An 18757-nucleotide genomic window follows, 5' to 3' on the forward strand; every position below is an offset into this window, starting at 1 on the left:
AGGAAGCTCATGGAGGACTATGCCAAGAGTTTCCATAGGAACCAAGAGGTCAAGGCCGAGAACTTGAAATATTATGCCAAGATAGAGCGCGAACGCACCTACAGGGGCTTCGATAAGCAGGTTTAGGAGAATGCACCTTACAGAGGTGAAATAGCAAGGCTAAGGAACGAGGTACGGAAAGTGGAACGGGGCGAGTCCGTTGGGAATGTCAAAGAGCTTGAAAAAAGGATAGCAGAGCAAACAAGATTGGCCCCTCACAAACAGAACGGACAGCTTGTGGCCGCTGGGATGCAGAAAGAGGGGCCACAGACTCATATCCATATCATAGTCAGCAGAAGGGATGTTACGAACACCTATACGCTTTCCCCGATGGCCAAGCACAAGGCATCGGAAGTGGAACTGAATGGAAAGACGGTCAAGAGAGGATTTGACAGGGATAGTTTTTACCAATCAGCGGAGAAGACTTTTGATAAAACAACGGGATTTAAAAGGAACTATGTGGAATCCTACGTTGGGAGTAAGGCCCATGCCAAGGAACCGGGGAAGTTCTTTGCCAAAGTCATGGGGCTGCCCACCAAGGAAAAGGACATGGCCTTTAAACTTCTTAAAACCATGGGTGTCAAAGCTCCCAGTATGCCGACCAATAAAGTACAAATGGCGGCAAAGATCATCAAAGCTCTAGGTAGGGGAATCGATAAGGCGAGGGGCACAGGTGAGGATATGGGCTACTGAAATCCAAAAAGTAGGTTGCGCCCTACCGAGTTTTTGCTTCACGCTTATCTATCGGAACGCTACAAAACCCCGATAGGATCCATGCGCAAAAGTTGGAGGTAAGATTTGGGGTTCTTTTTGTAAACAGTTCGGTTTTAAGGGAAGGTTGCATTTTTAGGGAAGGCTACAAAGCCATCACTTAACTTTAGACCAAGTTCAGTCCACTTTTAGTTGAAGATTTACACCTTGGATTAGCAATACTAGGCTATGACAAATAACTTTTGATTTTTTAAGCACGATAGATTGGATAAAAAAAATGTGAACAGTAACTGGTATTTTGATTATACGTTTTTGAAAAATATGTAGTCTCAGTTGTTGAGCGAATTGCTGAATTTCAGCACTAGATAAAATCACTTAACTCGAATTAACTTATTGTTTAAGTGGAGTCCAAATAAGCTTGATTCCTATTTTATTTATATTTCTTTATGTTTTTTAAATGGATAAAATGGAATGAACGATTTGTATTACATCAAAAACATCCGATTTTCAAATCGGATGCTTGGCTTTGCTCTTACTTATTATCTATGAGAACCTTTCTATTCTTTAATGATTTTATGGGTCTCCCTTTCTCTTTCCGATATAATTTCAAGAATGTACAATCCTTTTTTAAGTCCATTCAAGTCTAAATCAAAACCAGAAGTTCCAATTTCACCTTTGCCTTGAAGAAATATGTTACTTTGGAAATCAGAAAGTATATATTCGAATGTCTTTTGGTTGCTTAATCCCAGCTTCCTTTCTTCAAGTGGAGAAATTTCACTTATTGTTAAGTAGTCTTTTACTGGATTTGGACTCACTCTAAAATAATAGCGTCCAGGGATTTGTCCTGTATAATATGCACTATGGGTACCCGTATTACAAACATTGTCATTTCTTACTTCTACCCTTATGGAGCTTTCAGTATAGTACTTGGTCAATGTTCTTCCGGTGGTGTTTGTATAAAAGGAATTGTTAATATACCAAGAATATGGGGTTTCCCCACTGCCTCCATTAGCGGTAATGTCAATATAGTTGCTGTTGACATTATAAATAGTTACGGTCATTGGGGATTGACCAGCATTTTGGTTCACATTCAAGCGTTCGGTAATCGTATAGCCATGAGAAGAGGTTGCACGTATCCATCCATTACCGGAAGATGTTGAGCTCGAAGCTTTTACTGTAACTTGTGAATTGCTACCGGAAACGACCTGAATATTACTGGATGACGACCATGTAATGTTTCCAGTGCCATTATGTAAAGTATAAGAGGTATTCGTATTACACAATAAACTATTTCCAGAAATATATGGAAAAGCCACGAAGTTGTCAATCCAATTTCTATAGTTGTAAAGTCGAGTATAAATTGTGGGCTTGTTATCCTTGGGTGCCTCTCCCCAACTTGAACAGCCAATTAAAAAGCGTTGGCCACTTTTCAACACGGTTGCAGGACCGCCACTGTCACCTGGGGCCACTCCTGCATTAGCCAATCTAAGTGCTATCATATTATATGTGACTTGTACGGAGCCCGTATTTTGGCTATTTGCACTACTGCTGGAAATGATTGGCATATCCAATGTCTGAAGATTGTTTGATGGGAAACCGTTATCAGTAGTAAGTCCCCATCCCGTTACTCTTGCAGTATTACTTGGTGATGAATCAAATGCTTCATCCGTTAATTGAATAGGTTGTACATCACTATTAAAATTCAATGGAGCTGTAAGTCTGATTAAAGCTAGGTCATTTTCAAAAGTTATGCTATTGTAATTTGGGTGCCTGACAATTTGAGCGACATTTCTGTACTGCCCTGTGGTTAAATCATTCCGTTGCGTTATGCCTGCTGAAATCGTTATTTCATTAACGCCAATAACGTTTCCGTTAATTGTATTGGTCACACAATGTGCTGCTGTTAAAATCCATTCTGATGTTAGGATGGAACCTCCGCAGATATGATTATTTCTAGCTCCTACAATATGATGGTTGTTGGTTGCCCGCATAGAAACTTGCCAAGGATTTTGGTCGATTGTCGTATCGTTACCACCTATGATTCGGTTTTGACCAAATGCTAAGGAGAATGCAAAAAATAATAGGATAAGTAGGTTTTTTTTTTGAGTTTTTCATAATGTTTGGTTTTTTGAAGAATTGGTTTAATCACTTATAAGAGTAAAACCTTTGAAATCATTGGTCAATAGGCCATGATTTCCAGAAAGACATGAGAATATTTTTCCTTTGATAAAAACTTCTTCACCAACATCCGAATTCATTTTTCTTGTTGGAAAAACTCGTATTATTTTTTCTTTATACAGCTCGAAGAGTTCAGGGATATTAGTTTCTATGTCAACTTCATAATACTTTTTATTACCATTAAAAAATGGCTGTCCCTCTTCTACAACTTTTACTATCGCCGGAACACCTTCCGTTAATTCTGTTTCCATTGCAGATTCAATGCACAATGACTCTAAACTTGACAGAGGATCATTGTTTTCTTGTCCATTGGAACAGGCAGCGAATAATAAAAGGGGAATTAGGATGATTATAATTATAGTGTTGTTTTTCATAGCATTAATATTAAATTAATTAAATACTAACTTTCATAAAATTAGTTGTTTAGATCCTTAGAAAGGATGTAAAAAAATCTAATTAGTTGCGTATTGAATCTAAATTGCAGTTTTGAGACTGACTTTATTGAGTATTATTTGAGGGCTTATATTTAATTGGTTCTTCTGTAAAACTAGATAGCGTTTATCTGTAAAACTAGATAGCGTTTAATCGACTTCTGTAAAGTCTTTCACTTGCGTAATTTACAGTATCCGTCTTCTATATTAGCACGTTCCATGTATTAAAATGTTTGATAATACGGTTTGATATATCCACAATTTCATCTCCGTTTCATACAGTTAGTTTCCTTGTAATATCTTTTAAAATGCTAATTTTTGCAGCAAATATCATCTTCTTTTGAGCAAGCTCTTAATCTAGAATATCTTACATTAAAAAAGAATATTAGAATTGAAACATTTGAATTTACACAAAAAAATTAATAATTAAAAACCTACATATTTAAAATATATATCTTACTTAGAAATAATACAATAGTTTTGGTTCTTTATTTTTCATATTGATACTTAAATCGTTTAACTGATCAATATGATTTAGTTTTATCAGTTTTTATCATCAATCTTTTTGTGTGAGCTAATCTTTGTTAAAATTTAGCCTCACCCTTTTTGTAGCCTTCCCTAAAAATTTTTTCAAACAGAATTTTTGTATGTTTAGGTTATCATATATACATAAAATTTGTGTTCAAAAGTTGTTTTTTGCTTTCCGTGTTTTTAACGGGAACTCCTTCAAGGTTACAGGGTAAAACTATGATTTTCGGCAATATAAGATTTCGTCGATGATTCAGTCATCCCGACTCATTTTAGTGTTTAGCTGGTGTATATGTTTGTTTAATATTTTATAGTTAGATTTGACATCTACGAAGTAAGGTTACCAAAAGTGGTCTGTAATTCGGTTAGCAGCAAAAGCATAGGCAAGGAAAAACGTAATAAACATAAGGGTTGGCGAATTAGGTTCGAATCCCTCAGCGCCCACAGAAAAAGCCTTCGAAAAATCGAAGGCTTTTTTGGTTTTTTATACAGTGATGGACTCCCCAATATCAGGCAAAATCAATTTCTTTCCCTTTTTTTCAAAATACTCAACCGCTTTGGTTTTATCTATTTTAATAGGAGGGAAGGTGTCATAATGACAACCGATTACGGTGTTACATTCGATAAAGTCACTGGCAATGGTCGCATCTTCGTAACCCATAGTGAAATTGTCCCCGATTGGGAGAACGGCAATATCCAGCTTTGGGCAGGTTTTTGGAATAAGTTCCATGTCCTTGGTCAATGCGGTATCCCCTGCTATGTAAATGCATTTTGAATCATCCCATAGCACAAAACCACCAGGGTTTCCTCCGTTACTGCCATCGGGCAGCATACTGGAATGGATAGCGGTCACATATTTGGCAGTTCCAAAATCAAAGGTGTATTTCCCGCCATGGTTCATACCGTGTCCTTCAATGCCTTTGTTCCCAAACCAGGTGGCAACCTCAAAATTGGAGACTAAAAGTGCCTCTGGATTGTTTTTTGCAATGGCTTCCACATCGAGTACATGGTCTTGGTGTCCATGGGTCACAAAAATGTAGTCCACTTTAAGACTGTCGATATCTACATCCGATGCCATTTCGTTGCCTGAAATGAAGGGGTCGAACAATATCTTCTTCCCATTCATCTCTACTAGCAATGTGGCATGGCCTAAATAGGTAATCTTCATAGTAGTTTTATTTTTTTGGATTAATGTTTTATTGATATTTAATAATAGTAATGTCCAAGGGACGAAAGGCTTTTTTTGGTTTTCTAAATTTAAAAAGAACCAATGGGATTTTCAATTTAAAACGGAATGGAATTGATAGCTGATAAACGGGATTTTTTATAGTAGAAAAATATGGTTTGATGAAAAAGGAATTACCTTTGCAACATGATTGCTACAATTTGCAGAAAAGCCCATTTTAATGCAGCCCACAGGCTCCATAATCCCAACTGGAGCAAGGAGAAGAATATAGAGGTGTTCGGTAAATGCAACAGCCCAAGTTTCCATGGCCATAATTTTGATCTTGAGGTTCGGATAAAAGGCGAGGTCGACCCGGATACAGGTTTTGTGATGGATCTAGCCGATTTGGGCGCCTTGATCAAGGATGAGGTAGAGGAGCGGTTCGATCATAAAAACTTGAATGAGGATTGTCCAGAGTTTGCAGACCTATTGCCTACCACGGAGTACTTTGTAAAAGTGATTTACGATATCTTGAAACCCAAGCTGAAAAAAGGGCAATTATTACATATTACCTTGCACGAGACATCAAAGAACTCTGCAGAGTATGGAGATTGGGATTAATTTCCGATATTGCAGCCCAATTTACAACGGGATATTAGCTCAGTTGGTTTAGAGCGCTGCCTTGACAGGGCAGAGGTCACTGGTTCGAATCCAGTATATCCCACTCTTTTCCTTTCAATTACAGAATATCCAAAACCCTTTCCAAAGCCATTCCACGTGATCCTTTGATAAGCAAGGTTCCTTTTTTCAAGGGATGATTTGAGAGATGTTCCTGTAAATCATCAAAAGATGGAAACTTATGGAATGAAGTATTGGTACTGAAGAAATTTTCGCCCACCAAATATCCTTCGTCAAAATTCAATTGCTTTGCAAAATCCGCAATAGCTTGATGCTCTTCGGAGGCAGTGTTGCCCAATTCGAACATATCGCCGATGATCAAGGTTTTCCTTTGGGCGTCCATTAAGCTAAAGTTTTCCAACGCAGCTTTCATACTGGTGGGATTCGCGTTGTAAGCATCCAATACAATGTCAAACCCGTTTTTGGTCAGGATTTGCGAACGATTGTTCTGTGGTTGATAGCCTTCGATGGCTGATTTGATGTCTTCCAAGGGAACATTGAAATACTTCCCCATCAAAATGGCTGCACAACAATTGGGAAAGTTGTACTTGCCAACTAAGTGTGTATTGATTCGTGTTCCTTCAACTTCAAGGGAAACATAGGGGGCAACCCCAAGAAATTTGATATTGTAAAAGTGATGGTCTCTAGTGCTGAAACCCATCTTTTTGGTGTACCCTGCTAATTTTTCTTTTTGAATCTCATCATCTGCATTTAAAAAAACATACTTGTTATGTGAGGTAAGGTAATCGTAGAGTTCGCTTTTTCCTTGAATGACACCTTCCACGCTTCCAAAACCTTCCAGATGGGCTTTGCCAAAATTGGTAATGTACCCAAAATCTGGCTGGGCAATATCGCAAAGGGATTCAATTTCCTTTTTGTGGTTGGCACCCATTTCCACAATGGCGATTTCAGTATCCTCTTTTATGGAAAGCAAAGTCAAAGGAACACCAATATGATTGTTGAGATTGCCTTGGGTGGCTATCGTCCTGTATTTTTTGGAGATGACCGCATTGATGAGTTCCTTGGTGGTGGTTTTGCCATTACTTCCTGTAAGCGAAATAATCTTTGCTTTGCAATGGCTCCTGTGGTGGGAGGCCAACTCTTGAAGTGTTCCCAAAACATCGTTGCATAGAATGGATCTTTCAGAGGTTTTGAATTCTTCTTCATCTATTATGGCAAAAGAGGCGCCTTTGTCCAGGGCTTGTTGCGCAAATGCATTACCATTGAAATTGGGCCCCTTAAGGGCAAAGAACAGACAGTTTTCGGTAATTTTCCGAGTGTCCGTACATATTGTGGGGTGCTCCAAAAACAGAGCGTGCAACTCTTCCATTGTCATAAATCGAAGATAAAAAAAAGCCCCGACCTTTTGGCCGGGGCTTTTTAAAATACTCAAGAAATTATATTATCTCGCTTTTTTGTGTCGTACCGTTTTCTTGGTTCTTGATTTGGAACCAACTCTGGACATGGCACATCTAAAGCCGATATCATCTGTTGCCATGTATTGTGGCAAATATCTACGTTGTGCAGGATCTAACCAGTAAGCACGGTCTCTCCAAGAACCACCTTTGTACACACGAACTTCGTTGTTGATAAGCGAGGTTCTGTAATTGGATTCATCATACTGACGAACCAGTTCGCCTTCGTCGTTGCGTTCTACTTTGTGCTTTGGAGCATCATACATTCTTTGGTTGTCTTCTTCATCACTGAAACGGCTAAAGAATCTTGATGAACCAGGGTCACCATCTCTGTAACCTCTGTTATCACTCTTGTCAAAATTGGTTCTTAGGTATGTTTCTTTTTCTGTGACTGGAACCTCTTTGATTTCGCCTGGAAGGTTGATGGCCACGATTTTACCATTGGGTAAGGTGTCGTAGACAATTTTATCTTCAAGCACTTCTACTTTTCCATCTTCGCCTATGGCTTTTTTCATGAAAACGTTTCCACGGTAGTAATTGAAATCACTGATTTCGTCATCAACTATGGGACGGTATACATCAGCTACCCACTCGTTTACGTTTCCGGCCATATCATAGAGACCGAAGTCATTGGGTTTGTAGGATTTGACCTCTCCGGTAATATCGGCACCGTCATCAGACCATCCGGCAATACCGCCGTAATCACCTTTACCTTGTTTAAAGTTGGCCAATTGGTCTCCTCGTCCTACACGTTGTCCGTTACGAGTGTAATCGCCTTCCCATGGGTATTTTTTTCTACCTCTATAGTTATTGTATTCTCTGGTTCCGACCAATGCTTGCGCTGCATATTCCCATTCGGTCTCGGTGGGCAATCTGTAAGCGGGCATAATGACACCGCTACTTCTTTTTGCAAAGGCATTGATGGAATCCTTTTTTTGTTTTCCTTGAAGGGAATCGATCTCACCCCCGTAAACGGATTCTGGATTGTTCAAATATGCTTCAGTACTGAAAGTACCGTCAATATCGCCGTTCAGTACTTTGTATTTGGAATCTTCAGCCAAATACCCTTCTCTTTCCAACATTACTTCATTGACCCTGTCGGTTCTCCATTCGGCATATTGAGTGGCTTGCACCCAATTTACACCTACTACGGGATACTCGGCATAAGCAGGGTGTCTTAGGTAGTTGTTGGTCATGGTTTCGTTAAAGCCCAATCGATTTCTCCATACCAAGGTATCCGGTAGGGCACCTGTGTATATATTGGTGTAATTGGGGTTGTCCGGAGGATAAACCTCTTTAAGGTAATCCAAGTACTCAAGGTACATGACATTGGTTACCTCGGTCTCATCCATATAAAAGGACTGTACGTGTTGTTGGGTAGGGGTGTTGTTCCAATCATGCATGATATCATCCTGGACTTTACCCTTGGTAAATGTTCCCCCCTCTACAAATACGGTTCCCGGAGGAGTTTCCTGCTCCTTGAAATCCGAATTATATTGAAATCCTCCTTCTTTGGCATTGATTTTCCAACCGGTGGCTCTGGAGACATTCTTTGATGAGGAAGAGTTTTTACAACTGGAAAAACTTCCCATCACTACGGCGCAAGAAAGTACAACTTTGATTAAGTGTTTTTTCATAATTTGGGCTTGAGTACTTTAAAACTCAGGGTGTTTTACCCTCAGTATCTTCGACTTGTTTTGATTTTTTTAAATCCTTCAATGGCATTAAAACGGTCTTTTTACCATTATATTTTGTGCTCATCAAATATTTCTGGCGATGTGGCAATTGGCCCACGCTACACTTCTGTAACGGAGAAGGGATTGAATTAGTATAGAGAGATTGGTTTTTAACGGTTTGGACAAATACCTTTTCAGCTCGACATTACCTTATTGACCAACCAATAATGGTGTTTTTGACGATTAACATGCAAAAATATGCATTGGGATATAAGATTTTTGTCAAAACACCGTTTAGTCTGTATTGCTTCCAAGACGATTTTTCGAAGCTTGAACTACGCTAAATGCTAAAATTTTAGAATGAAAAAGTTATTGACAGTGGTCGTTTTCTTGATTGTGGCACCACAACTGGTAGCCCAGCAGGAAAGAGCCATCACAACAGCCGTTCCCTTTTTGAATATAGCAGCGGATGCAAGAGCTTCTGGTATGGGGGACTTGGGTGTTGCAACTTCTTTTGATGCATACTCCCAACAATGGAACCCAGCTAAATATGCGTTTGCCACCCAAAAAATGGGAATAGGGGTAAGCTACACTCCATATTTGGAAAGCATTGTGAACGATGTGTCCTTGTTGAATGCCAATTTTTACAATAAGCTGAACGATAGAAGTGCCTTTGCCTTCAGTATTCGTTATTTTGGTTTGGGAGAGATTGAGTTCAGAAGGGATTTCACGGAAATTGATCCCCGAATTGTAAAACCCAATGAATTCTCCTTGGATGGTTCTTACTCTTTAAAATTGAGCCAAACATTTTCGATGGCCGTTGGTGGTAGGTTCATCAGTTCGAATCTAAGATTTCAAGATGGAGCCCAAGATTCACAAGCGGCCAATGCCTTTGCAGTGGATATCGCTGGATTTTATAGATCTCCGGAAATCGCTTATAGCAATTTTGATGGTCGCTGGAGGGCAGGCTTCAACATTTCAAACTTGGGAGGCTCCATACAATATGACGAAGGGGGGCAAGAAAACTTTTTACCGACCAATTTAAAGTTCGGTGGAGGGTTTGATTTTATTTTTGATCAAGACAACGTTTTGGCAGTAACTACCGAGTTCAATAAATTATTGGTGCCCACCCCTAGGGATTTCAATGGGGATGGACAAATCACTACGGAGGATAATGATGAGTATCAGAACATTGGTTTTTTTCAAGGAGTTTTTGAATCCTTTGGAGATGCACCGGATGGATTCAGTGAAGAACTGAAAGAAGTCACTTGGGCCCTTGGTGCCGAATATAAGTTTAGGGAAGCTTTCATGCTGCGCAGTGGCTATTTTAATGAAAGTGAGGAAAAAGGTTCCAGAAAATTCTTTACACTGGGAGCTGGTTTCAAATTCAACTCAACGCAGATTGATCTTTCCTATCTGTTCTCGACCTCTCAGGTTAGAAACCCATTGGAAAACACCTTGCGGTTCTCACTTACCTTTAATTTAGGGGAAGAATTCTACAATGATTAAGAAGAAGACATTAAATATATAAATGAAAAACCTGTCCCTTGTGGCAGGTTTTTTTATTTTTGAGATACACCTGATTTAGATGGAAAAAAAGAAAATAGGTTTTGAATTACTCATTTTTCAAGATGAAAAGGAGTTGTCACAAAACGAGCAAAAATTGTTACGGGATGCAGCAGTTGCTAGGGAGAATGCCTATGCTCCCTATTCCAAATTCAGGGTCGGAGCCGCCGTATTGTTGGAGAATGGCGAAGTGGTCATAGGGAACAATCAGGAAAATGCATCCTATCCATCTGGACTTTGTGCAGAGCGCGTGGCTATTTTTCATGCTGGTGCAAAATATCCGGGAGTGGCCGTAAAGGCCATTGCCATATGTGCTTCTTCATCTAATCATGAAGTGGAGGTGCCCGCAGCGCCATGTGGCAATTGTCGGCAATCCATTATGGAGTACGAACAAAAACAAAACACACCAATTACATTGCTGATGCAGTCGGAAAAAGGGCCAATTTATAAATGTCGTTCCATGGCCGATATTTTACCATTGGCATTCAATAGCTCATTTTTGGGCGATTCTTAATTCAATTCTTTTTCCAAAACAGATATATATGTATTTTTGCTTTTCCCTACACAGGGGAAATTCATTTAATACAACCGTAGATGAAAAAAATTACCAAAGAAGTTTACCTTAAATGGTACGAGGACATGTTTTTCTGGAGAAAGTTCGAGGATAAACTAGCCGCCGTATATATTCAACAAAAAGTTAGAGGTTTCTTGCACCTGTACAATGGTCAAGAAGCAGTTTTGGCAGGTGCATTGCACGCCATGGATTTGGATAAGGATCGTATGATCACTGCTTATCGTAACCATGTTCAGCCAATCGGAATGGGTGTGGACCCGCGAAAGGTAATGGCGGAACTCTATGGAAAAGTTACGGGTACCTCCAAGGGTATGGGAGGTTCCATGCACATTTTCTCCAAAGAGCACCGTTTTTATGGAGGACACGGAATTGTAGGTGGACAAATTCCTTTGGGTGCTGGATTGGCATTTGCAGATAAATATTTCAAAAGGGATTCGGTAACGCTTTGTTACATGGGTGATGGTGCTGTCAGGCAAGGTTCACTACATGAGGCCTTCAACTTGGCTATGCTTTGGCAACTGCCAGTGGTTTTCATATGTGAGAACAATGGTTATGCCATGGGTACATCCGTGGCCCGTACATCGCACTCCACGGATATCTGGAAATTGGGTCTTGGTTACGAAATGCCATGTAGCCCAGTAGATGCAATGGATCCTGCAAATGTGGCGAAGGAAATGGATAAGGCCATTGAACGGGCACGTACAGGAGGAGGTCCAACCTTCTTGGAGATGAAAACGTACAGATATCGTGGTCACTCCATGTCCGATGCGCAGCATTACAGAACAAAAGAAGAAGTAGAAGAGTATAAAAAGATAGATCCGATTACTCAGGTCAAAGATGTGATTCTAGAGAAAGGATATGCATCCGAAGACGACCTTAAGAAAATCGATAAAAAGGTAAAGGATCTGGTAAAAGAGTGTGAGAAATTCGCTGAGGAATCAGATTTCCCGCCAAAAGAACAGTTGTACGATACCGTGTACGAACAAGAGGACTATCCATTTTTACAACATAAATTATAATTAGATGGCAGAAGTAATCAACATGCCTAGATTGAGCGATACCATGGAAGAAGGAACCGTGGCGAAATGGCTCAAGAACGTAGGGGACAAAGTCGAAGAAGGAGATATTTTGGCTGAAATCGAAACGGACAAAGCCACCATGGAATTTGAATCTTTTCATGAAGGGACTTTGCTCCACATCGGAATAGAGGAAGGTGATGGTGCCCCGGTTGATTCACTTTTGGCCATAATCGGTGAAGAAGGAGAGGATATTTCTGGATTGTTGAATGGTGGGGGCGAGAGTTCTTCCGATTCTGCGAAAGAAGAAGATGCTTCTGAACCTGACGCCGAGGAAAGCTCAGCTTCAGAAGATGAGCCTGCTGAAATTCCCGAAGGTGTGGAAGTCATATCCATGCCCCGATTGAGTGACACCATGGAAGAAGGAACCGTTGCCAGCTGGTTAAAGAGTGTCGGTGATGAAGTAGAGGAAGGCGATATTTTGGCCGAAATCGAAACGGACAAGGCTACCATGGAGTTTGAATCATTCTATTCCGGGACTTTGTTGCATATCGGTATTCAAGAAGGCGAAGGTGCCCCGGTTGATTCACTTTTGGCCATTATCGGTCCAGAAGGAACCGATGTGGATGCTGTGTTGAAAGCACAAGCTGGAGGTGGTTCTTCCAAAAAAGCATCCAAAAAAGAAGCTTCTAAAGAGGCTGCTCCTAAAGCATCTGAAGAATCATCCAAAGAAGAATCTGCACCCGCGACACAAGATGGACAACGTATTTTTGCTTCGCCATTGGCCAAAAAGATTGCTGAGGAAAAAGGCATCAACTTGGCCGATGTAAAAGGAACAGGAGATAACGGTAGAATCGTTAAAAAAGACATCGAGAACTTTACGCCAGCTGAAAAAGCTGCAGCGCCATCAACAGAAAAAGCCGAAGCCGCTCCAGCAGTAGCACCGGTTGCACTTCCAGTTGGTGAGGAAAGCGTGGAAGAGGTAAAAAACTCAACCATGCGTAAAGTAATTGCCAAGCGTTTGGGCGAGTCCAAATTCACAGCACCTCATTATTATTTGACCATTGAGGTGGATATGGACAATGCCAAAGCATCTCGAGCGCAGATCAACAACTTGCCGGATACAAAAGTGTCTTTCAACGATATGGTGTTGAAAGCCTGTGCCATGGCGCTTAAAAAGCACCCGCAGGTCAATACCACTTGGAACGGGGATTCCATGTTGTACAAACATCATGTACACATGGGAGTGGCCGTAGCTGTTGATGAAGGTCTTGTGGTTCCTGTAGTTAAATTTGCCGATCAGTTGAGTTTGACACAATTGGGAAGCGCAGTGAAAGATTTGGCAGGAAGGGCAAGAAACAAGAAAATCAAGCCAGATGAAATGGAAGGAAGTACCTTTACCGTATCCAACTTGGGTATGTTCGGTATTCAAGAATTTACTTCCATTATCAACCAACCCAATTCCGCAATTTTGTCGGTAGGTGCCATTGTTGAGAAACCGGTGGTGAAAAATGGTGAGATTGTGCCAGGAAGTACGATGAAAGTTACCTTGGCCTGTGATCACAGAACGGTAGATGGTGCCACAGGTGCCCAGTTCCTTCAAACCTTGAGGGCTTATTTGGAAAACCCGGTTACCATGTTGGCGTAGATTGTTAATGATTATTATTAAGAATACATAAATTAAAAAGCATCCTTTTTCGGGATGCTTTTTTTTATCTTTAAAAAATTCAAAAAACAACACGAATGAAATTACTGTCTTATTTACTGCTTACGCTTTTTGCAATGAATTGTGGGGCTACCCAGGTAGGCCAAACTGCAGCCGTTGAAACCACGGAGTCCCCGAAGAGCACTAAATCGAACAACACGTTCACGGAAGCCGAACGAATTGGGGAAATAATGAATTATTTAGCGTCCAACGATATGAAAGGACGAGAAGCAGGAAGCGAAGGCATTGAGATGGCAGCAACCTATATAGAAAACTATTTCAAATCGTACGGGGTACAACCCTATTTTGAATCCTATCGAGACACCTTGTCAAATTTTAAAAAACCTGCCTACAATATAGTTGGTGTGGTTGAGGGCAATGACCCAGAATTGAAGGATGAATTTATTCTGATAGGAGCACATTACGATCATATTGGCACCATAAAACCCGAAAACGGTGATGCCATAGCGAATGGAGCCAACGATAATGCTTCGGGTACTACGTCTGTTTTAGAAATGGCCCGTTATTTCGGGACCCAAAAAACCAATAAGCGCAGCTTGATTTTTGCCTTGTTCAGTGCAGAGGAAAAAGGACTGTTGGGCTCCAAGCATTTGGCAAAGAAGTTAAAGGAGTGGGATCTGAACCTTTATACCATGCTCAATTTTGAAATGACAGGTGTTCCTTTACAAGACAAGGATTACATCATGTACATTACTGGGTACGATATGTCGAATCTGGCAGAGGTCAGTAATGGGTATGCTAAGGAGAACTTGGTTGGTTTTTTGCCCACTGCCAAGGAATTCAACTTGTATCAACGTTCGGACAACTACCCATTTCATGAAGAGTTTGGTGTGCCATCCCACACATTTTGCACGTTTGATTTTACCAATTTCAATCACTATCATAAGGTAGGGGATGAAAACAGCTTGATGGATTTTGAGCACATGGCTACTTTGGTGAACAAAACTATTCCAGTGATTGAGAATATTACCAATGCTCCTGCCCAAGAAATCAAGTTAAACTAAGTTTAAAAAGGTCACATCGAGCGTAGTCGAGATGTACATGTTTTTATAGATTCTCGATTTCTCGGGAATGAAAAATCAATTCAATTATGGCAAACATTATCATAACAGGCACAAGTAGGGGAATAGGTTTTGAACTGGTAAAACTTTTTGCGAGGGAAGGGCATCAAGTTTTGGCTCTGTCTCGTAATGATGAACCCGTAAAAGCACTGAACTTGCCTAATGTCCATTCTTTTTCTTTTGACTTGGGAAACCCAGCCGACTTTAAAAAATTGAATGATTTTTTGGAGCAATGGCATGTGGTGGATGTGCTCATCAATAACGCAGGGCGATTGCTGAACAAACCATTTTCGGAAACCACAACAGAAGAATTTGAAAGTGTTTACAAAGTAAATGTGTTCGGTGTGGCCGAAATGACAAAGACCGTATTGCCTATGATGGGTCAGGAAGGGCATGTGCTAACGGTAAGTTCCATGGGCGGAGTTCAAGGCAGTATGAAGTTTCCCGGACTTTCCGCATACAGTTCAAGCAAAGGTGCTGTGATCACCTTGACAGAGTTGTTGGCAGAGGAGTACAAAGAAACAGGGCCAAGTTTCAACGTGTTGGCCTTAGGTGCCGTACAAACAGAAATGTTGGAAGAAGCGTTTCCTGGATATAAGGCTCCTGTCACAGCCTTGGAGATGGCGACCTATATCAAAGAGTTTGCATTGACAGGTCAAAAACTGTACAATGGAAAATTGTTGCAGGTAAGCAATAGTACGCCTTAAGCTTTATCATTAAATATTCTCTGGATAAACTTGTAACTTTATCCCAGTGAACGATACCCTTCAAAAATACCTTCCCGAGCTTGCTGTAGCGCCATGTTTTGAACTCATCAAAACCCATGGGGTGAATTTAAAGATTGTGAATCATAGGGTAACCCGGCATGGGGATTACCGAAGATTGCCCAATGGGCTCCATATGATTACTATAAATGCTTCACTTAATAAATACCGATTCCTGATTACACTCGTCCACGAAATCGCGCATTTGGTGGCCTTTGAAACGTATGGTCGTCGAATAAAACCACACGGTGTGGAATGGAAGCGTACCTTTCAGCACTTAATGGTTCCCTTTATTAGGCCCGAGGTGTTCCCGGGACAACTCTTGCCCATCATTGCGAATCATTTTAAAAACCCAAAAGCAAGCAGTAGCACCGATGCAAGATTATCCATTGCGCTTAAAGCTTTTGATGAGGAAGAACGACAGCACAGTTATGTATACGAATTGCCAACGGGCAGTGTTTTTAGACTTTACAATGGCAAGTTGTTCAAAAAAGGAAATAAAAAAGTAAAACGGTACGAATGTGTGGAGTTATCAACTGGCAGATTATATTTGTTCCAGCCCAACGCAGAGGTTGAGTTGGTTAAATAGCGTGTCATCTCGAGCGCAGTCGAGAGGTGGCAGGTATTAGTAAAAAAATCAAAATAGATTCCTGCCTTCGCAGGAATGACATAAAATAAAGAAATGAACAGGAATTATTATGCAGTTTTGATGGCAGGGGGAGTTGGTTCCCGGTTTTGGCCTGTGAGTACATCATCCAACCCAAAGCAGTTCCACGATATGTTGGGAACGGGCAAAACGTTGATTCAAAAAACCTTTGAACGTTTAAATAGGTTTATTCCCACCGAAAACATTTTGATATTGACCAATGAGCGTTACAACGATTTGGTTTTGGAGCAATTGCCAATGGTAAAGCAAGACCAAGTGGTTCTGGAACCTGCGATGCGTAATACGGCACCCTGCATTTTGTATGCCTCCCTAAAGATTCAAAAGATGAACCCGAATGCGGTAATGATCGTTGCTCCCAGTGATCATTGGATAGAGGACGAAGCTGCATTTGAAAAGGATGTGACGGCATGTTTTGATAAATGTGAAAAGGAAAATGCACTATGTACCCTGGGCATTCAACCCACATTCCCGAACACCGGTTTTGGTTACATCGAATTTGAAAAGGGAAGTGACGAAAACTTGAAAAAGGTGTCTCAGTTCAGGGAAAAACCGGATTATGAAACCGCAAAGGAATTTTTGGCGCAGGGCAACTTTTTATGGAATGCAGGTATTTTTATGTGGAGCGTGGAAACCATAGTGGAAGCGTTCAAAAAATACCAGCCAAGTCAATATGAATTGTTTGACAAAGGAATTTCGAGCTATAACACGGAGGAAGAAAGAGCATTTATCCAAGAAAATTATGCCAAGGCAGAAAACATATCCATCGATTATGCTATCTTGGAGCAATCCAAATCCATTTATACCCTGCCAGCTACTTTTGATTGGAACGACTTAGGAACTTGGGGCGCTCTGTACGATAAATTGGATAAAGATGAAGCGGATAATGCAGTTGTGAATGCCCAAGTGTTGTTGGAAGATGCCAAAGGAAACATGATTCGTTCCCCAAAGGGGAAAGTCGTTGTAGTGGATGGCCTGGAAGACTATATTATCGTGGATAAGGAAGAAGTGCTATTGATTTATCCAAAAGACAAACAACAGGATATTAAAAAAGTATTGAACCAAGTAAAGGAAAAATTTGGGGATCAGTTTGCATAATAGATGAGCGAAGAACAAAAAAAGGATGCGGAAACCACAGCTCCCAATCAAGATAGTGGGGATGAGGTAAAAAAGGATTTTAAGGGGCTTTTGGGCAGTGTGCGAAAGTTTCTGTCGGATTTGTTGGAAATCCGTTCAAATACGGATGCTGCGGCCACAAAAGAGTCGATAATTGCGGATATTCCCTTTAAAAACCACACCACTTGGATTTTGGTGTGCTCCATATTTATTGCATCCATCGGTTTGAATGCGAACTCAACCGCGGTGGTAATCGGTGCCATGCTTATTTCTCCCTTGATGGGTCCCATTTTGGGGATGGGCATGTCCTTGGCCATTAACGATATCGACACATTACGGAGATCGCTCAAAAACTTTACCGTAATGGTGGTGCTGAGTGTGATAACCGCGTTCCTGTTTTTCTATTTCTTTCCTTTACGGGATGAATCGTCCGAATTGTTGGCACGCACCAAACCCGATATACGGGATGTGCTGATTGCATTTTTTGGTGGACTGGCTTTAGTGATTGCCCGGGCCAAAAAAGGGACCATTGCCAGTGTTATTTTTGGTGTGGCCATTGCAACAGCACTTATGCCGCCATTATGTACCGTAGGTTTTGGTCTCGCGATAGGCAAACCGCTATATGCAGCTGGGGCGATGTACCTTTTTATCATAAACACCATTTTTATTGGCTTGGCAACCTTCTTGGTCATCAAGTTTTTGAGGTTTCCCATGGTTCGCTATGCCAACTCACAACGGAGAAGATTGATTGCCCGTTTGGCATCCATTACTGGAATTTTGGTGATGATTCCTGCTGGATTCACTTTTTACAATGTGTTTCAGGAATCACTTTTTATGAAGCAGGCCCAAGAGTTTTTGCAGGACACCGTGGAGATATACCAATTTGATGGCGCTGGAAGGTATGTGGACAATCTTACCAAACTGGAATATGTGGATGACGGCACATCCATGATTGAAGTGGTTTTTATGGGGGATGAATTGGTTCCCGAAAACGTCATCAATACTTGGAGGACCCAAAAGAACGAGTACAATAGGCTCAAAGATGCCGAACTACATATTATTCAGGGAGGAAGAGACGATTCCGAAGAAAAGTTCAACTACGTGAGCGAGCTCTACGAGAAGAACAAAGCTGAACTCTTAAACAAGGACGAGCAAATCAGACTCCTTGAAGAGGAATTGGCCACGTTGACCAAAAATGTGGGCAAACAGATTCCTTTTCAAAACATAAGCGCAGAGGCAAAAGCCAATTATGAAAATATCGATGCCTTGGGCTTCTCCTATCAAATACGTACCGATTTTAAAAAAATGGATACCGTCCCCGTTTTTGAGGTAAATTGGAAAACTGGTGTGAGTTCCACTCAAAAGGAAACGGATACCAAAAAAATGCTGGCTTGGTTAAAACTAAGGCTGCAAGATTCAACTTTGGTCATTAAAGAGGCCGAATAAACT

Annotated in this window: 15 protein-coding genes, 1 tRNA gene and 1 pseudogene; 12 read left to right on the top strand and 5 right to left on the bottom strand. The window is 40.8% G+C overall.

Translation table 11 applies throughout. From position 1 onward, the window contains the following. Positions 1 to 9: 9 nt before the first annotated feature. Positions 10 to 732: pseudogene (gene mobB, locus EO132_RS14950) on the top strand (MobB family relaxase). A gap of 575 nt (positions 733 to 1307) precedes the next feature. Here mobB and EO132_RS14955 read toward each other — a convergent pair. The 3 genes from EO132_RS14955 to EO132_RS14965 all read right to left on the bottom strand — a co-directional run bounded on the left by EO132_RS14955 (position 1308) and on the right by EO132_RS14965 (position 5055). Further along, positions 1308 to 2837, bottom strand: coding sequence for a trypsin-like serine protease (locus tag EO132_RS14955; RefSeq protein WP_127138630.1), 1530 nt, complete (start codon positions 2835 to 2837; stop codon positions 1308 to 1310). Between the two features lie 54 nt (positions 2838 to 2891). Beyond that, positions 2892 to 3302, bottom strand: a complete 411-nt coding sequence (locus EO132_RS14960) for a hypothetical protein (protein WP_067034506.1) — start codon at positions 3300 to 3302, stop codon at positions 2892 to 2894. A 1069-nt stretch (positions 3303 to 4371) separates the two neighbouring features. Then, positions 4372 to 5055, bottom strand: coding sequence for a metal-dependent hydrolase (locus tag EO132_RS14965; RefSeq protein ID WP_127138631.1), 684 nt, complete (start codon positions 5053 to 5055; stop codon positions 4372 to 4374). A gap of 204 nt (positions 5056 to 5259) precedes the next feature. Here EO132_RS14965 and EO132_RS14970 point away from each other — a divergent pair, with 204 nt between their 5' ends. Together EO132_RS14970 and EO132_RS14975 are read left to right on the top strand one after the other, a co-directional pair. Next, entirely contained in the window at positions 5260 to 5673 is a 414-nt protein-coding gene (locus tag EO132_RS14970; RefSeq protein ID WP_127138632.1) for a 6-carboxytetrahydropterin synthase, read from the top strand. 28 nt (positions 5674 to 5701) lie between these two features. Then, positions 5702 to 5776 (top strand) — tRNA-Val (locus EO132_RS14975). A 15-nt stretch (positions 5777 to 5791) separates the two neighbouring features. Here the strand turns inward: EO132_RS14975 and EO132_RS14980 are convergent. After that, entirely contained in the window at positions 5792 to 7066 is a 1275-nt protein-coding gene (locus EO132_RS14980; protein WP_164732359.1) for a UDP-N-acetylmuramoyl-tripeptide--D-alanyl-D-alanine ligase, read from the bottom strand. A gap of 66 nt (positions 7067 to 7132) precedes the next feature. Beyond that, positions 7133 to 8782 (bottom strand): gliding motility lipoprotein GldJ, encoded by a 1650-nt coding sequence (gldJ, locus tag EO132_RS14985; protein WP_127138634.1) that lies wholly within the window; start codon positions 8780 to 8782, stop codon positions 7133 to 7135. Positions 8783 to 9181: 399 nt separating this feature from the next. Here gldJ and porV point away from each other — a divergent pair, with 399 nt between their 5' ends. The 9 genes from porV to EO132_RS15030 all read left to right on the top strand — a co-directional run bounded on the left by porV (position 9182) and on the right by EO132_RS15030 (position 18754). Then, positions 9182 to 10330 carry a type IX secretion system outer membrane channel protein PorV gene (porV, locus tag EO132_RS14990; RefSeq protein WP_127138635.1) on the top strand — a complete coding sequence of 383 codons (1149 nt, stop codon included), beginning with the start codon at positions 9182 to 9184 and terminating at the stop codon, positions 10328 to 10330. Positions 10331 to 10409: 79 nt separating this feature from the next. Continuing rightward, positions 10410 to 10901, top strand: coding sequence for a cytidine deaminase (cdd, locus tag EO132_RS14995; protein ID WP_127138636.1), 492 nt, complete (start codon positions 10410 to 10412; stop codon positions 10899 to 10901). Positions 10902 to 10981: 80 nt separating this feature from the next. Next, positions 10982 to 11980: a pyruvate dehydrogenase (acetyl-transferring) E1 component subunit alpha gene (gene pdhA, locus EO132_RS15000; protein WP_127138637.1), complete on the top strand. Its 999-nt coding sequence runs from the start codon at positions 10982 to 10984 to the stop codon at positions 11978 to 11980. Between the two features lie 4 nt (positions 11981 to 11984). After that, complete coding sequence (locus EO132_RS15005; RefSeq protein WP_127138638.1) at positions 11985 to 13625, top strand: pyruvate dehydrogenase complex dihydrolipoamide acetyltransferase; 1641 nt, start codon at positions 11985 to 11987, stop codon at positions 13623 to 13625. Between the two features lie 95 nt (positions 13626 to 13720). Further along, positions 13721 to 14707 (top strand): M28 family metallopeptidase, encoded by a 987-nt coding sequence (locus tag EO132_RS15010; protein WP_127138639.1) that lies wholly within the window; start codon positions 13721 to 13723, stop codon positions 14705 to 14707. An 86-nt stretch (positions 14708 to 14793) separates the two neighbouring features. After that, positions 14794 to 15471, top strand: coding sequence for an SDR family NAD(P)-dependent oxidoreductase (locus tag EO132_RS15015; RefSeq protein WP_127138640.1), 678 nt, complete (start codon positions 14794 to 14796; stop codon positions 15469 to 15471). Between the two features lie 46 nt (positions 15472 to 15517). Further along, entirely contained in the window at positions 15518 to 16117 is a 600-nt protein-coding gene (locus EO132_RS15020; protein WP_127138641.1) for a SprT-like domain-containing protein, read from the top strand. Positions 16118 to 16210: 93 nt separating this feature from the next. Continuing rightward, a complete protein-coding gene (locus EO132_RS15025) occupies positions 16211 to 17290 on the top strand; it encodes a mannose-1-phosphate guanylyltransferase (RefSeq protein WP_127138642.1) in 1080 nt (359 codons plus the stop codon). Between the two features lie 3 nt (positions 17291 to 17293). After that, entirely contained in the window at positions 17294 to 18754 is a 1461-nt protein-coding gene (locus EO132_RS15030; protein ID WP_127138643.1) for a DUF389 domain-containing protein, read from the top strand. Positions 18755 to 18757 lie beyond the last annotated feature (3 nt).

Origin of the sequence: Flagellimonas oceanensis, from assembly GCF_003992595.1 — a bacterium.
GTDB lineage: Bacteria > Bacteroidota > Bacteroidia > Flavobacteriales > Flavobacteriaceae > Flagellimonas > Flagellimonas oceanensis.

What these genes read in the sequence shown, in the direction of transcription:
- EO132_RS15030 (WP_127138643.1), top strand. Translation starts at nt 17,294, where the DNA reads ATGAGCGAAGAACAAAAAAAGGATGCGGAAACCACAGCTCCCAATCAA.
- EO132_RS14970 (WP_127138632.1), top strand. Translation starts at nt 5,260, where the DNA reads ATGATTGCTACAATTTGCAGAAAAGCCCATTTTAATGCAGCCCACAGG.
- EO132_RS14965 (WP_127138631.1), bottom strand. Translation starts at nt 5,055, where the DNA reads ATGAAGATTACCTATTTAGGCCATGCCACATTGCTAGTAGAGATGAAT.
- porV (WP_127138635.1), top strand. Translation starts at nt 9,182, where the DNA reads ATGAAAAAGTTATTGACAGTGGTCGTTTTCTTGATTGTGGCACCACAA.
- gldJ (WP_127138634.1), bottom strand. Translation starts at nt 8,782, where the DNA reads ATGAAAAAACACTTAATCAAAGTTGTACTTTCTTGCGCCGTAGTGATG.
- cdd (WP_127138636.1), top strand. Translation starts at nt 10,410, where the DNA reads ATGGAAAAAAAGAAAATAGGTTTTGAATTACTCATTTTTCAAGATGAA.
- EO132_RS15015 (WP_127138640.1), top strand. Translation starts at nt 14,794, where the DNA reads ATGGCAAACATTATCATAACAGGCACAAGTAGGGGAATAGGTTTTGAA.
- EO132_RS15005 (WP_127138638.1), top strand. Translation starts at nt 11,985, where the DNA reads ATGGCAGAAGTAATCAACATGCCTAGATTGAGCGATACCATGGAAGAA.
- EO132_RS14980 (WP_164732359.1), bottom strand. Translation starts at nt 7,066, where the DNA reads ATGACAATGGAAGAGTTGCACGCTCTGTTTTTGGAGCACCCCACAATA.
- EO132_RS14960 (WP_067034506.1), bottom strand. Translation starts at nt 3,302, where the DNA reads ATGAAAAACAACACTATAATTATAATCATCCTAATTCCCCTTTTATTA.
- EO132_RS15010 (WP_127138639.1), top strand. Translation starts at nt 13,721, where the DNA reads ATGAAATTACTGTCTTATTTACTGCTTACGCTTTTTGCAATGAATTGT.
- EO132_RS15025 (WP_127138642.1), top strand. Translation starts at nt 16,211, where the DNA reads ATGAACAGGAATTATTATGCAGTTTTGATGGCAGGGGGAGTTGGTTCC.
- pdhA (WP_127138637.1), top strand. Translation starts at nt 10,982, where the DNA reads ATGAAAAAAATTACCAAAGAAGTTTACCTTAAATGGTACGAGGACATG.